Source organism: Thalassobaculum sp. OXR-137 (assembly GCF_034377285.1).
In the GTDB taxonomy this organism is placed as follows: Bacteria; Pseudomonadota; Alphaproteobacteria; order Thalassobaculales; family Thalassobaculaceae; genus Thalassobaculum.
The window spans coordinates 928,303-941,697 of record NZ_CP139715.1; the positions used below are offsets into that span (position 1 = coordinate 928,303).

The window sequence follows — 13,395 nt, forward strand, 5'->3', positions numbered from 1 at the left end:
CGCCGCCGGCCCCACGTTCAGAACGCGCATACGAAATCGCCACCCGGCACCTTGTCGCGACACCGTCGCACTTTAGATAGTCACTCCCAGAACAGAGGAACGCAGCAGATGGAACCGATCCTGGGCGCGGCACAACCCGGCGGACAGACCGGAGATGCCGCCATCGTCGACGCGACGACGGCCACCTTCATGACCGAGGTCGTCGACGCCTCCATGCAGCAGCCCGTGCTGGTCGATTTCTGGGCGCCGTGGTGCGGCCCGTGCAAGCAGCTCACCCCCGCCCTCGAGAACGCCGTGCGCAAGGCCGGCGGCTCGGTGAAGCTGGTCAAGATCAACGTGGACGAAAGCCCGGAGATCGCCGGCCAGCTCCGCATCCAGTCGATCCCGACCGTCTATGTCTTCAAGAACGGCCAGCCGGTCGACGGGTTCCAGGGCGCGGTGCCCGAGAGCGAGATCACTGCACTGATCGAGCGGGTCGGCGGCGCGGTCGGCCCCTCGCCGATCGAGCAGGCGCTGGAACAGGCCGAGGAGCTTCTGGACGCCGGCGAGCACCAGCAGGCGGGAGCGCTGTATCAGCAGATCCTGCAGCACGAGGAAACCAACCCGGCGGCCCTGGCCGGTCTGCTGAAATGCCTGATCGCCGACGGGCGGGCGGACCACGCCGAGAAGGTGCTGGAGCAGATCCCCGAGGACGTGAAGGCCGACAAGGCCCTGCAGGCCGCCATCGCCCAGCTCGAACTGGCGCTGGAAGGCGCCAAGGCGAGCGCCGAGCTCGACAGCCTGCGCGCCAAGGTCGAGGCCAACCCGAAGGATCATCGCTCCCGCATCGACCTCGCCGCCGCGCTGTATGCGACCGGCGACCGGGGCGGTGCCGTCGAGCAGCTCCTGGAGAGCATCCGGATCGACCGGAAGTGGGAGGAAGAGGCGGCGCGCAAGCAGCTGCTGAAGTATTTCGAGGCGATGGGCCCGACGGATCCGGTCACCGCGGATGCGCGGCGCCGGCTGTCCTCGCTGCTGTTCTCCTAGGCGCGTCCCGGGCATCCGCGCGCCGAGTGGCCATTCGGTCAGGCACTGGTAAAGGAAAGGCGGCGACGCAATGAGTCCAAGCCCCTTCGATCCGAGCTTCGACGAGCTGCCGGCAACCCTGCCGGTGTTCCCCCTGCCCGGCGTCCTGCTGCTGCCGAAGGGGAAGCTGCCGCTGAACATCTTCGAACCGCGCTACCTGAACATGACCCGCGACGCGCTCGCCACCGACCGGCTGATCGGCATGATCCAGCCCAAGCCGACCGAGCTCGGCCGGGATGCCGGCGCGCGCTGCCTTTACCGGATCGGCTGCGCCGGCCGGATTACCCAGTTCGCCGAGACCGACGACGGCCGGTTCCTGATCACCCTCACCGGGGTCTGCCGGTTCGCCGTCGACGAGGAGCTCGCCTCCATGCGCGGCTATCGGCGGGTCATCGCCGATTGGGGACCCTTCAGCCGCGACCTCGCCGGCGATTGCGAGGCCGAACTCGACCGGAGCTTGCTGGTGAACCGGCTCAAGCGGTATTTCGACGCCCAGGGCATCACCGCGGATTGGGGCGTGATCGAGCAGACGCCGGACGACCGGCTGGTCACCACGCTCGCCATGGTCTGCCCGTTCGAGAGCAGCGAGAAACAGGCCCTTTTGGAATGCGACTCCCTGAAGGCGCGGGCCAGCATGATGCTGGCCCTGCTGGACATGGCGGTCGCCGATACGAGCGGAGGCGACCATGCCCGACACTAACGCGCCGGCACCAGACTCCGGCCCCGCCAGGCCGGCCGCCGGCGGGGTGGACCCGAAGCTCCTGGAGATCCTGGTCTGCCCAGTGACCAAGCAGGCCCTGACCTACGACCGCGACCGCCAGGAGCTGATCAGCGAGAAGGCGGGCCTGGCCTTCCCGATCCGCGGCGGCGTGCCGATCATGCTGGTGGAAGAGGCGCGGCGGCTGGACGAGGGATCGCCGGCGTGACCGACCCGGAAGCCGCGGACGCCGTCACCGACGACTGGCCGACCGAACTGCGGGTTACCCGCGACCGGGCGGCGTTGTCCGTGACCTTCGAGAGCGGCGTGTCCGGGGCGATCCCGGCCGAGCTGATGCGGGTGGAAAGCCCCTCGGCGGAGGTCCAGGGCCACAGCGCCGCCGGCAAGACCCTGGTGGCCGGCAAGCGCACGGTCACGATCAAGGCGGTGGAGCCGGTCGGGAACTACGCGGTGCGCATCGTCTTCAGCGACGGCCACGATACCGGCCTGTTCACCTGGCGGTACCTGCGCAAGCTGGCGCAGGACGGCCAGACGATGATGGCCGCCTACGAGGACGCCCTGGCGAAGGCCGGTCTGTCGCGCGGGTGATCCGACCTCTCCCGATCCGACCGCGCGACCCGGAATTAATCGGGGGAGCGCGGAGAAGGGATGAGCCGAACCGGCTAAACCGGTTCGCCCCGCAGCAGCCGGGGCAGCGTGCCCAGGGTCCCCATGGCGTGGCGGATCGCGGCGCGCTTGAAGGCCGGCACCCGCTCCACTATCGACAGGCCGATCCGCCGGGCCGAGCGCACCGGAGCGATGTCGTTGGAGAACAGCCGCGTCAGCCCGTCGGTCGACGCCACCATGGTCATGATGTCGAACCGCCGCCGGCGCTGATAGTCGCGCAGCACCGGCGCGCCGCCGATGTCGAGCCCGAGACGGGACGCGTCGGCCAGCACCTCGGCCAGCACCGCGATGTCGCGCACGCCCACGTTGAAGCCCTGGCCGGCGATCGGATGCAGGGCGTGGAAGGCATCGCCCACCAGCGCCACCCGTTCGGCGATCCCGGACTCCGCCAGTGTGAGGGTCAGCGGATACACCCGGCGCGGCCCGACCGGCGTCATCCGTCCCAGGGAGTCGCCGAAACGCTCCTCCAGGGCGGCGGCGAAGGAGGCGTCGTCGAGCTGGGCGATGCGCTCGGCGACGGCGGTGCGTTCGGTCCAGACCAGTGCGGACCGGTTACCCTGGAGCGGGAGAAGCGCCAGCGGACCGCCGGGCAGGAATCGCTCATGGGCCAGATTGTGGTGGCTCTCGGCATGGGCGATCGTGTCGACGACGGCGGTCTGGTGATAGTCGACGGTGGTATGGCGAATGCCGGCGAGCGCCCGCACCCGCGAGCCGCGCCCGTCGGCGGCGACCACCAGGGGCGCCGACAGCACCCGGCCGTCCTCCAGAGTCAGGGTCGCCCGCCCTGCCGTCACGTCCAGGGCGGCGGCCGACCCCGGCTCGGCGAAGGTCACCAGATCCGAATGCTCGACAAGGCGGGCCAGCAGCGACGCCTTCAGCGCGCCGTTGTCGACGATATGGCCCATCGGCTCGTCGCCGACCGCGCTGTGGTCGTAATGCAGATATCGGCTCGACCCGGCGTCGGAGACCCGGATGTCGTGGATCGGGCCGGTCCCGTCGGCCACGGCCTGCCAGGCGCCCAGCACGGTGAACAGCCGCCGCGACGACAGCGAGATAGCGGTGGTGCGGATATCGGCGCGGCCGGCGACGGCGGCGCGCGGATCGACCCGGTCGACGATGACGCTGGACAGCCCGGCCTCGGCCAGGGCCAGGGTGAGGGTCAGTCCGGACAGCCCGGCGCCGACAATCAGCGTATCGGCATCGGGCCCGGCGGCGCGCTGGGTGCCCGCGTCGGGCGCTGGGGTGTCACCGGTCGGCCGTGCCCGCGAAGTCGATGCCATCAATCGGTCTCCTCATATCCTGAAGTCAGAATGGCGTGCGGGGCGGCCAGGACAAGAGGCAGATGGTCGCGCGGCGCGCAAATCATATGCATAAATTTTAGGCATTTCAAATTTCCCGCCCAATTTATGCCCAAATTCCGAAGGACCCCAGTTGCGCAACCGCTGCGTATCTAGACTAAGCCCTCGGAATCAATCAATGATTCAGTACCCCCACCTTTCGGCATGGTTCTTGATGAAAGAACCACTGGCCTGCATGACGCGGCCGCTCCGCTCGGCGCGCGGGCAGTACCTGGGGGGTTTCCGGACCGCGCGGGCGCCGATCGGAGTTTTGGGGAACACAAGGCGCGAGGTTGGGCGATATGAAACTCGTCATGGCCATCATCAAGCCCTTCAAACTCGACGAAGTACGCGAGTCGCTGACGGGCCTGGGCATCCAGGGGCTCACTGTCAGCGAAGTGAAGGGTTTCGGCCGTCAGAAGGGCCAAACTGAAATCTATCGAGGCGCGGAATACTCCGTGAATTTCCTGCCGAAGGTGAAGGTCGAGGTCGTCGTCGCGGACGACATGGTCGGCCAGGTGGCGGAGCAGATCCAGAAGTCGGCGAATACCGGCCGGATCGGCGACGGCAAGATCTTCGTGCTGGACGTGGCCCAGGCGGTACGTATCCGCACGGGCGAAACCGACGCGGACGCGCTCTGAGTAGCGGCGGGGAGCACCTATCGATGAAGAAGTTCATGTCCTTCAGCCTGCTGGCCCTCGCGGCGTCCGTCGCGACGGTTGGCTTCACCAAGAGCGCGTCTGCCGACGTTTCGGTCGAGACCGCGTTCATCTTCAACTCATTCTCGTTCATCTTCCACGGCGCGCTGGTCATGTGGATGGCCGCCGGCTTCGCGATGCTCGAAGGCGGCCTGGTCCGGACCAAGAACACGACCATGCAGCTCACCAAGAACATCGCCCTCTATTCCATTGCGGGGCTGATGTACTGGGTGATCGGCTACAACCTGATGTATGCCGACGTCACCGGCTTCTTCGGCACCCCGGGCCCGTGGTCCGCGGCCGATCCGATCGACGCCGAGGGTCTGTTCACCGGCGACGATGCCGCCGGCTACAGCGCGGCCTCCGACTGGTTCTTCCAGATGGTGTTCGTCGCCACGGCCGCCTCGATCGTGTCCGGCACCCTCGCCGAGCGCATCAAGCTGCTGCCGTTCCTGGTGTTCACGGTCGTCCTGACCGGCGTCCTCTACCCGATCCAGGGCTCCTGGAGCTGGGGCGGCGGCTGGCTGTCCGAAGCCGGCTTCCTCGACTTCGCCGGCTCCACCATCGTGCACTCGGTGGGCGGCTGGGCGGCTCTGACCGGCGCCATCATCCTCGGTGCCCGTAAGGGTAAGTTCAACGCGGACGGCTCGATCAATCCGATGCCGGGCAGCAACCTGCCGATGGCCGCGCTGGGCACGTTCATCCTGTGGCTCGGCTGGTTCGGCTTTAACGGCGGCTCGCAGCTCGCCATGGGCTCCGCCGCCGACGTGGTCGCCATCGCCACCATCTACATGAACACCAACCTGGCCGCCGCGGCCGGTGTGGTGGTCGCCCTGATCCTGACGGGCGTCATGTACAAGAAGGTCGACCTGACCATGCTGCTGAACGGCGCCCTGGGCGGTCTGGTGGCCATCACGGCCGAGCCGCTGGCCCCGTCGCCGTTCACCGCGATCGTCGTCGGCGGTATCGGCGGCGTGCTGGTCGTCTTCGCGGTGCCGCTGATCGACAAGCTGAAGATCGACGACGTGGTCGGTGCCATTCCGGTCCACCTGGTCTGCGGCATCTGGGGCACCATCGCGGTGATCTTCTCCAACGGCGATGCGACCATCGTCGGCCAGCTCACCGGCATCGTCGGCGTGGCGGTCTTCATGATCATCACCTCGGCCATCCTGTGGTTCGTCCTGAAGCTGATCTTCGGCCTGCGGCCGAGCGAAGAGGACGAGTCCCTCGGTCTCGACCGTGCCGAGAACGGCATGGAGGCCTATCCGGAGTTCGGTCGCGGTTCCCAGACCTTCTGATCTGGACCGATCGACCTACCCAACGGCGGGACCGCTCCGGCGGTCCCGCTCCCCAGCGGCAGGGTCCTTTCGACGCCGCACTCTCCCTCGACTCGGGCTCGATGCAGGTCATCGGGCCCGCTTTCTGTTTGAGGGGATTCGATTTTTTCTGATCTTGTCTGTGAAGGTTGCCCGCTAACTCCCTGTCGTATAGAGTTGATCGGCGTTTGGAACAAACCCGATACGCGCGAATCGCCCGGAGCCGAGCCTCCGGCGGCTCCGCGCGTCTCCGAAATCTGGGAGGGCTGAGGCGCATGGCACGGGCGTCCGGCAGAAACGAAAATCGAACCCTTCTGCCGGTCGAGGCGACCCGGTACCTGCAGCGGCGCGGCGAGGAGGCGGGCGGTCTGGCCCTGATCGCCGCCGCCGGATTGCTGGCGGCGACCATCGGCGCCTACGACCCGGCCGATCCCTCGCTCAACGCGGCCGGATCCGGCACGATCTCCCATCCGTTCGGCTATCTCGGCGCGGTGATCGCCGATCTGCTGCTGCAATCGCTCGGCGCCGCCAGCGCCCTGCTGGTGCTGATCCCGGCCGTGTGGGGCTGGCGGATCCTGCGGCACGAGCGGGTCGGCCGCTGGCCCCTGCGAATCGCCCTGTTGCCCCTCTCCATGGTCCTGGCGACCGCCGCCCTCGCCCTCGTCACCCCACCCTCGGCCTGGCCGCTGCGCGCCGGGCTCGGCGGCTTCCTCGGTCCGCTGATGCTGACCCCGGCCGGCGCCTTCGCCAGCCACCTCGCCCCCCTGGGCGGATTGCTGCCGGTCGCCATCCTCTCCGGGCTGCTGTCCGTCGCCATCGGCCTGTGGTCGGCGGGGATCGGTCTGATGGACGCCGCCCGCGGCGTGCTCGGCCTGTTCCGCCACGCCGCCACCGGTGCCGCCAGCGGCGCGCGCATGGGCGCCCGCGGTGCCGGCGCCGGGGTGCGTCTCAGCGCCCGGCTCGGCGCCGGCTTCAGCTCGGGCATGCGCCGCAAGGAGCCGCGCCTGAACGACGATGACAACGGCGACGACGAGGACGACGTCCCCTGGAAGGAGGAACGCCAGGAGCCCGAAGCGCCGCGCCAGGCCGTGCGCGCCGCCAAGGCCGCCGCCGTGCGCGATCCGGAACCGTCGGTGCGTCGGGTGGAGAAGCCGGCGACTCCCGTCAAACCGCGCCAGGCGACCCAGCGTCAGTTCGATCTCGGCCCGAACGACGGCAGCTACGCCTATCCCGATCTCGACCTGCTGACCGATCCGCCGGCCGCCGCGAGCGGCCCGGACGAGGATTCCCTGGAACAGAACGCCCGGATGCTGGAAAGCGTGCTGGCCGATTTCGGGGTGAAGGGGACCATCGGCAAGGTCCGCTACGGTCCGGTCGTCACCCTATACGAGCTGGAGCCGGCCCCCGGCACAAAGTCGTCCCGGGTGATCGGCCTGTCGGACGACATCGCCCGCTCCATGAGCGCGGTGTCGGTCCGCGTCGCCGTGGTGCCCGGCCGCAACGTGATCGGCATCGAACTGCCGAACGCCCGGCGCGAAACCGTGTATTTCCGCGACGTTCTGGAATCCGAAGCGATCAACGCCTCGTCCCACAAGCTGGCGATCGCGCTCGGCAAGGATATCGGCGGCACGCCGATCGCCGTAGACCTCGCGCGCATGCCGCACCTGCTGATCGCCGGCACCACCGGCTCGGGCAAGTCGGTGGCGGTCAACACGATGATCCTGTCGCTGCTCTACCGCCTGCCGCCGGATCGCTGCCGCTTCATCATGATCGACCCGAAGATGCTGGAACTGTCGGTCTATGACGGCATCCCGCATCTGCTCTCCCCGGTCGTCACCGATCCGAAGAAGGCGGTCGTCGCGCTGAAATGGACCGTGCGGGAGATGGAGAGCCGCTACCGGGCCATGTCCAAGCTCGGCGTGCGCAACATCGACGGCTACAACGCCCGCATCGCCGAGGCGGTGAAGAAGGGCGAGGTGCTGAAGCGCCGGGTGCAGACCGGCTTCGACGCCGACAGCGGCAAGCCGGTGTTCGAGGAGGAGCCGCTCGATCTGGTGCCGCTGCCCTATATCGTCGTGGTGATCGACGAGGTGGCCGACCTGATGCTGGTCGCCGGCAAGGACATCGAAGGCGCGGTCCAGCGCCTGGCGCAGATGGCCCGTGCCGCCGGCATCCACGTGATCATGGCGACCCAGCGCCCCTCGGTCGACGTCATCACCGGTACCATCAAGGCCAACTTCCCGACCCGGATCTCGTTCCAGGTCACCTCCAAGATCGACAGCCGTACCATCCTGGGCGAGCAGGGGGCAGAGCAGCTCCTGGGCATGGGCGACATGCTCTACATGGCCGGCGGCGGGCGGATCACCCGCGTGCACGGGCCGTTCTGCTCCGACGAAGAGGTGGAGGACGTGGTCCGCCACCTGAAGACCCAGGGCGAGCCGGAATACGACGAGACCATCACCGAGGACGACGACGGTGCGGCCGACCCACTCGGCTTCTCCGGCGCCGGCGAGGGCGGCGGCGGCTCGGGCGACGAGCTGTACGACCAGGCAGTGGCCATCGTGGCGCGCGAGGGCAAGGCGTCCACCAGCTTCATCCAGCGCCACCTGAAGATCGGCTACAACCGGGCGGCCACCCTGATCGAACGCATGGAATCCGAAGGCGTGGTCAGCCAGGCCAACCATGTGGGCAAGCGCGAGGTGCTGGTCGGCGACCATTCGGCCGACTGACCGGCGCGGCGGAGCGCCGTCGACGGCAGACGGTCGTGGCGCAATCGTGACGCGGCCGTCTCCGATTTGCCGCTTGCCATCCGCGTCGCGACACGCCAAGTCAGCATCATGATCCGAGCCCGCTCCTTCCTAGCCGCCCTCCTGTTCACCGTCGCCGCCGCGGGGGCCGTCACCGGCATGCCCAGCCCGGCTGCCGCCCAGGGCCTCACCGCCGAGCAGAAGGCCGAGGTCCAGCGGGTCGAGGACTACTTCAACCAGCTCACGTCCATGCGTTCCACCTTCCTGCAGGCGAGCTCCACCGGGCTGGTGGCCCGCGGCGTGGTGTGGCTGGAGCGTCCGGGCCGCATGCGGTTCGAATACGCGCCGCCCTCGCCGGTGCTGATCACCGCCGACGGCATCTGGCTGACCTATCAGGACAACGACCTGGAGCAGACGACCCAGATCCCGCTGATCAGCTCGCCCCTGTCGGTGCTGGTCTCCGACGATGTGGACCTGATGGACGAGCTGGTGGTGGAAGACGTGCAGAAGGGCGCCAACGTGATCCGCCTGCAGCTCCGCCAGCGCGACGAACCGGACCAGGGCACCGTGGTCCTGACCTTCCAGGACAAGCCGCTGTCGCTGAAGCAGTGGATCATCACCGACGCCCAGGGGGTGGAAGTGAAGGTGGCGCTGCTCGACCCGGTCTTCGGCCTGGACCTGCCGGCCGACCTGTGGCGCCCGAACGATTTCGGCCGGCCGTCGGACGACGTGGGGCGGTAAGGGCCGAGTTTCCTTGCTCTGATCTGGTTCGACCCTTCGACACGCCCCTACGGGGCTGCTCAGGGCGAGGTCACCTTTGCCCAAAGCCTCAGGTCGAGGTCTTTTGCCCAAAGCCTCGGGCCACGTCATCTTTTGTCCAAAGCCTCAGAGCCAGATCATCTTTTGCCCAAAGCCTCACGGCGAGTTCAACTTTTCGCCCAAAGCCTCGGGCCAGGTCATCTTTTGCCCGAAGAATTGACCCCGACCTCGAAAGAATTGACCTCGCCCTGAGCAGCGCCCGCGCAAGCGGGGGCGTGTCGAAGGGTAGCCCCCTCACAGAAATTTGTTGGGCTTCAGAAACGTTCCCAGGAGCAGGGCGCCGTTGCGCGATCTCGCCACGTGCTTGGAGCCCGCCGGGCGCCATACGAAATTGCCGGCGGTCACCTCGCCCTCCTCGTCCTCGATGGAGCCCTCCAGCACGAAGGTCTGCTCGATCCGCGTATGCTCGTGCAGCGGCAGCTCCGATCCCGGCGCCCATTTGAACAGGGCCGTCAGCAGCCCGCTCTCCTCGTCGCGCAGGAGGACCTTCCATTCCACGCCGGGGAACTGGGTCGGCTCCCAGTCCATGGCATCGACATCCACGTAACGCGAGTCCAACGGGCCGAGCCCGGTATGGTTCGCGGCCTTCGGGGTCAGGGCGGTCACGGCGGTCCTCCTCCGGTTATGGGTTCGTTGCGTCAGTCCTCTTCCGGGATGACGGCGATCACGTCGATCTCCATCAGCCATTCCTCCTTGGCCAGCCCGGCGACCATCAGGCCGGTGGACACCGGGAACACGCCCTTCAGCCATTTGCCGACGGTGCGGTAGACCGGCTCCCGGTCCTGGCGGCGGGTGATGAAGATCGTGATCTTCACGATGTCCTCCAGCCGCGCCCCGGCCTCGGAGAGCAGGGTCTCCACGTTGCGCATGGCCTGGTCGGTCTGGGCGGCCGGGTCGCCGGCGCCCACAAGATTGCCGTCGAAATCGGTGCCGACCTGGCCGCGCAGATAGACGGTGCCGTTGGCGACCACCGCCTGGCACAGGTCGTTGTCGAGCGACTGGTCGGGATAGGTGTCGCGGGTGTTGAACTTGCGAAGACGCGTGTGCGGCATGTCGGTGCACCATGAGAACGGGAATGGGGCGATTGTTTCGTGTGGCGGCCCTTCCGGCAAGCGCGTAAACCGGAGGGCATCCGTCCACGCCTGCCCGCCATCCCACAGGCTCCCGCCCATGAACGCCGTCCCATGACAAAAGGCCGTGCCACCCTGATCGGCTTCACCGCCGTGCTGAGCTGGGCGCTGCTCGCCCTGTTCACCGCCCTGTCCGGCGACGTGCCGCCGTTCCAGCTCCTGGCGATGACCTTCAGCGTGGCCACGGCGATCGGCATCGTCGCCTCCCTGGCCCGGGGCACGTCGCCGCTGGCCCATCTGCGCCAGCCGCCGGTGGTCTGGTTGCTCGGGGTCGGCGGACTGTTCGGCTACCACTTCTTCTACTTCCTGGCCTTGCGCAACGCGCCGGCGGTGGAGGCGAGCCTAATCGCCTACCTCTGGCCGCTCCTGATCGTGGTATTTTCCGCCCTGCTGCCGGGCGAGCGGCTGCGCTGGTTCCATGTGGGCGGCGCCCTGCTCGGCCTTGCCGGGGCCGCGCTCCTGGTCACCAAGGGGCAGAGTCTGGAGATCGACCCGCGCTACACGCTCGGCTACATGGCGGCCGGGGTCTGCGCGCTGACCTGGTCGACCTATTCCGTCGCCTCGCGTCGTTTCGGCGACGTACCGACCGATGCGGTGGGCGGATTCTGTGCGGCCGCCGCGATCCTGGCCGTGCCCTGCCATCTGATCTTCGAGACCACGATCTGGCCGCAGACCACCGCCGAATGGCTGGCGGTGCTGGCGCTCGGTCTGGGGCCGGTCGGCGGCGCGTTCTTCACCTGGGACATCGGCGTGAAGAAGGGCGATATCCAGGTGCTCGGCGCGTCCTCCTACGCCGCCCCGCTGCTATCGACCCTGGTGTTGGTGGCGGCCGGCCTGGCCCCGGCCTCGGCGGAGGTGGCGATCGCCTGCGTGCTCATCGTCGGCGGCGCGGTCCTGGCGGCACACCGCCTGTTGCGGCGCCGGGAGGCGGACCCGGGTCTTTAGCCCCCCGACGGTTTCCTCGGCGTCGGGCGCCAGTCCGGCGGGGCCATTTCGAAGCCGGCGAACTCGAAGGCCGGGGCCACGGTGCAGCCGCACAGGGTCCAGCGGCCCAGGCTCTCCGCCGTCTGCCACCAGCCCGGCGGCACCACCACCTGGGGCTTCTGGCCGGCCAGCACGTCGCCGCCCAATGTATGGGCCTCGGCGTCGTGGCCGTTCGACGACAGGGTCAGCACCAGCGGCGCGCCGGCGTAGTGATGCCAGATCTCCGTGGCGTCGTTGACCCGGTGCCAGGCGGACAGCTCGCCCGCCGACAGCAGGTAATAGATCTGCGTGACCGCCCCGCGCCCGCCGCCTTCCGGGGCGTCGCGGTAGGTCTCCGTGTACCAGCCGCCTTCCGGATGGGCCTGGAGGCCCATCCGGTCGATCAGGCGTTTGACCTCGTCATCCGCCATCGGCTCAGCCGACCGGCTTGGTCGCCTGCATGGACGGCCGGGCGGAGAACCGCTCGTACCAGGTGGCCAGCGCCCGGTTCTCGCCGCGCCAGTCCTTGTCCGGGAAGCGGAAGTCGAGATAGCCGAGCGCGCAGCCGGCGCTGATGGTGCCGATATCGACCCGGTCGCCGAAATCCTCCGACCAAGTGTTCAGCGCGGCCAGGGCGCCGTCGACCTTGCTCATCTGGGCGTCGGTCCAGGGCTTGAAGTGCAGCTCCTCGGGACGGATCCGGCCCTCGTAGATGATCAGCAGGGCGGCATCGAGCAGGCCGTCGGCGGCCGCCTGGACGCGCAGGGCGTGCCAGCGGGCGTTGCCCGGCTCCGGGAACACCTTCGGGCCCTCGTGCTGGCTGTCCAGGTATTCGCAGATCACCGGCGAGTCGAACAGGGACAGGCCGTCGTCGGTCACCAGGGCCGGGATCTTCTTCACCGGGTTGGCCTTGGCCACATCGGCATCGGGTGCGCCGGGCGCCGTCTTGACCGCCGCAAGCTCGATCTGGTCGATCAGGCCGATCTCATGGGCGACGACCACGACCTTGCGGACATAGGGAGAGGCGGGCGACTGGTACAGCTTCATCTAGGTTTCCTCGCAGGAAATGCCCCGGGTCGACGTGGCCAGGGGGTCTTGGTTGGGACGTCGGTCGGTCAGAAATTATCCTTGCCCTTGCGCACGGCGGCGAAGACCTCGACCGGATCGGCGCCCGGCTTGCCGACCGCGGCGGCGATCTCCGGATCGTCGGCGCGCAGGAACGGGTTGATCGCCTTCTCCTGGCCAAGCAGCGACGGGATCGTCGGCTCGCCATTGGCCCGCAGCTCCTCGATCTCCTTCGCCCGTGCCTTCAGGGCGTCGTTGCCGCCGTCGATCGACAGGGCGAACTTGGCATTGGAGGCGGTGTATTCGTGGCCGCAGTAGATGTAGGTCGTGTCGGGGAGCTTCCGCAGCTTGGACAGGGAGTCCCAGAACTGGGCCGGCGTGCCTTCGAACATCCGCCCGCAGCCGAGCGAGAACAGGGTGTCGCCCGGGAACAGGGCGTCGCTGTCGGCGAAGTAGAGGGAGATGTGGCCCGTGGTGTGGCCCGGCGTGTCGAACACCTGGGCGGTATGGCCGGCGAAGTCGTAGGTGTCGCCCTCGGCCACGGTCACGTCCATGTCGGGGATGCGGGCCGCCTCGGCCTTCGGGCCGACCAGGGTGGCGCCGTACTTCGCCTTCAGCGCCTCGTTGCCGTCGATATGGTCGGCGTGGTGGTGGGTGTTGAGGATATGGGTCAGTTTCCAGCCACGCTCGGACAGGGCCGCCTCCACCGGAGCCGCCTCGCCGGGATCGACCACGGCGGTCGCACCGGAGGCCGCGTCGTGCAGCAGATAGACGTAATTGTCCGACAGGGCCGGGACGAGAACGATTTCGAGAGCAGGCATCGGCGGGTTTCCTCGCGTTCTTGTGACGGTTCGGTGCTGCACGCTGAGAT

The 13,395-nt window shown here is 68.3% G+C and carries 15 protein-coding genes; 9 read left to right on the top strand and 6 right to left on the bottom strand.

Going from position 1 to position 13,395, the window contains the following annotated elements; genetic code table 11:
• The first annotated feature begins 108 nt into the window (after nt 1–108).
• The 4 genes from trxA (at nt 109) to T8K17_RS04345 (ending at nt 2,371) form a co-directional block, all read left to right on the top strand.
• Nucleotides 109–1,026 carry a thioredoxin gene (trxA, locus tag T8K17_RS04330; RefSeq protein WP_322333279.1) on the top strand — a complete coding sequence of 306 codons (918 nt, stop codon included), beginning with the start codon at nt 109–111 and terminating at the stop codon, nt 1,024–1,026.
• A 70-nt stretch (nt 1,027–1,096) separates the two neighbouring features.
• A complete protein-coding gene (locus T8K17_RS04335) occupies nt 1,097–1,765 on the top strand; it encodes an LON peptidase substrate-binding domain-containing protein (protein ID WP_322333280.1) in 669 nt (222 codons plus the stop codon).
• On the top strand, nt 1,752–1,991 hold the full coding sequence (locus T8K17_RS04340) for a Trm112 family protein (protein WP_322333281.1): 240 nt from the start codon (nt 1,752–1,754) through the stop codon (nt 1,989–1,991). Before T8K17_RS04335 ends, T8K17_RS04340 begins: the two co-directional genes overlap by 14 nt.
• Complete coding sequence (locus tag T8K17_RS04345; RefSeq protein ID WP_322333282.1) at nt 1,988–2,371, top strand: DUF971 domain-containing protein; 384 nt, start codon at nt 1,988–1,990, stop codon at nt 2,369–2,371. The genes T8K17_RS04340 and T8K17_RS04345 overlap by 4 nt, the downstream gene beginning before the upstream one ends.
• 74 nt (nt 2,372–2,445) lie before the next feature.
• On the opposite strand, the gene T8K17_RS04350 is transcribed toward T8K17_RS04345, so the two are convergent.
• Entirely contained in the window at nt 2,446–3,729 is a 1,284-nt protein-coding gene (locus tag T8K17_RS04350) for a UbiH/UbiF/VisC/COQ6 family ubiquinone biosynthesis hydroxylase (protein ID WP_322333283.1), read from the bottom strand.
• A gap of 359 nt (nt 3,730–4,088) precedes the next feature.
• Between T8K17_RS04350 and T8K17_RS04355 the strand changes: the two genes are divergently transcribed.
• The 4 genes from T8K17_RS04355 to T8K17_RS04370 all read left to right on the top strand — a co-directional run bounded on the left by T8K17_RS04355 (nt 4,089) and on the right by T8K17_RS04370 (nt 9,288).
• Complete coding sequence (locus T8K17_RS04355; RefSeq protein ID WP_028796024.1) at nt 4,089–4,427, top strand: P-II family nitrogen regulator; 339 nt, start codon at nt 4,089–4,091, stop codon at nt 4,425–4,427.
• A 23-nt stretch (nt 4,428–4,450) separates the two neighbouring features.
• Nucleotides 4,451–5,782: an ammonium transporter gene (amt, locus tag T8K17_RS04360; RefSeq protein WP_322333284.1), complete on the top strand. Its 1,332-nt coding sequence runs from the start codon at nt 4,451–4,453 to the stop codon at nt 5,780–5,782.
• 293 nt (nt 5,783–6,075) lie between these two features.
• Complete coding sequence (locus T8K17_RS04365; RefSeq protein ID WP_322333285.1) at nt 6,076–8,529, top strand: DNA translocase FtsK; 2,454 nt, start codon at nt 6,076–6,078, stop codon at nt 8,527–8,529.
• 108 nt (nt 8,530–8,637) lie between these two features.
• Entirely contained in the window at nt 8,638–9,288 is a 651-nt protein-coding gene (locus tag T8K17_RS04370; RefSeq protein WP_322333286.1) for an outer membrane lipoprotein carrier protein LolA, read from the top strand.
• 312 nt (nt 9,289–9,600) lie between these two features.
• Here T8K17_RS04370 and T8K17_RS04375 read toward each other — a convergent pair whose 3' ends face one another.
• Both T8K17_RS04375 and T8K17_RS04380 read right to left on the bottom strand, forming a co-directional pair.
• The gene (locus tag T8K17_RS04375; RefSeq protein WP_322333287.1) at nt 9,601–9,972 is read right to left on the bottom strand and encodes a cupin domain-containing protein; all 372 of its coding nucleotides are present in this window, start codon (nt 9,970–9,972) and stop codon (nt 9,601–9,603) included.
• Nucleotides 9,973–10,004: 32 nt separating this feature from the next.
• Entirely contained in the window at nt 10,005–10,418 is a 414-nt protein-coding gene (locus tag T8K17_RS04380; RefSeq protein WP_322333288.1) for a RidA family protein, read from the bottom strand.
• A gap of 132 nt (nt 10,419–10,550) precedes the next feature.
• Between T8K17_RS04380 and T8K17_RS04385 the strand changes: the two genes are divergently transcribed.
• Complete coding sequence (locus tag T8K17_RS04385) at nt 10,551–11,441, top strand: DMT family transporter (RefSeq protein WP_322333289.1); 891 nt, start codon at nt 10,551–10,553, stop codon at nt 11,439–11,441.
• On the opposite strand, the gene T8K17_RS04390 is transcribed toward T8K17_RS04385, so the two are convergent.
• The 3 genes from T8K17_RS04390 to gloB all read right to left on the bottom strand — a co-directional run bounded on the left by T8K17_RS04390 (nt 11,438) and on the right by gloB (nt 13,345).
• Nucleotides 11,438–11,890, bottom strand: coding sequence for a cupin domain-containing protein (locus T8K17_RS04390; protein WP_322333290.1), 453 nt, complete (start codon nt 11,888–11,890; stop codon nt 11,438–11,440). The genes T8K17_RS04385 and T8K17_RS04390 overlap by 4 nt on opposite strands.
• A gap of 4 nt (nt 11,891–11,894) precedes the next feature.
• Nucleotides 11,895–12,506, bottom strand: coding sequence for a glutathione S-transferase (locus T8K17_RS04395; protein ID WP_322333291.1), 612 nt, complete (start codon nt 12,504–12,506; stop codon nt 11,895–11,897).
• A gap of 68 nt (nt 12,507–12,574) precedes the next feature.
• A complete protein-coding gene (gene gloB / locus T8K17_RS04400) occupies nt 12,575–13,345 on the bottom strand; it encodes a hydroxyacylglutathione hydrolase (RefSeq protein WP_322333292.1) in 771 nt (256 codons plus the stop codon).
• Nucleotides 13,346–13,395 lie beyond the last annotated feature (50 nt).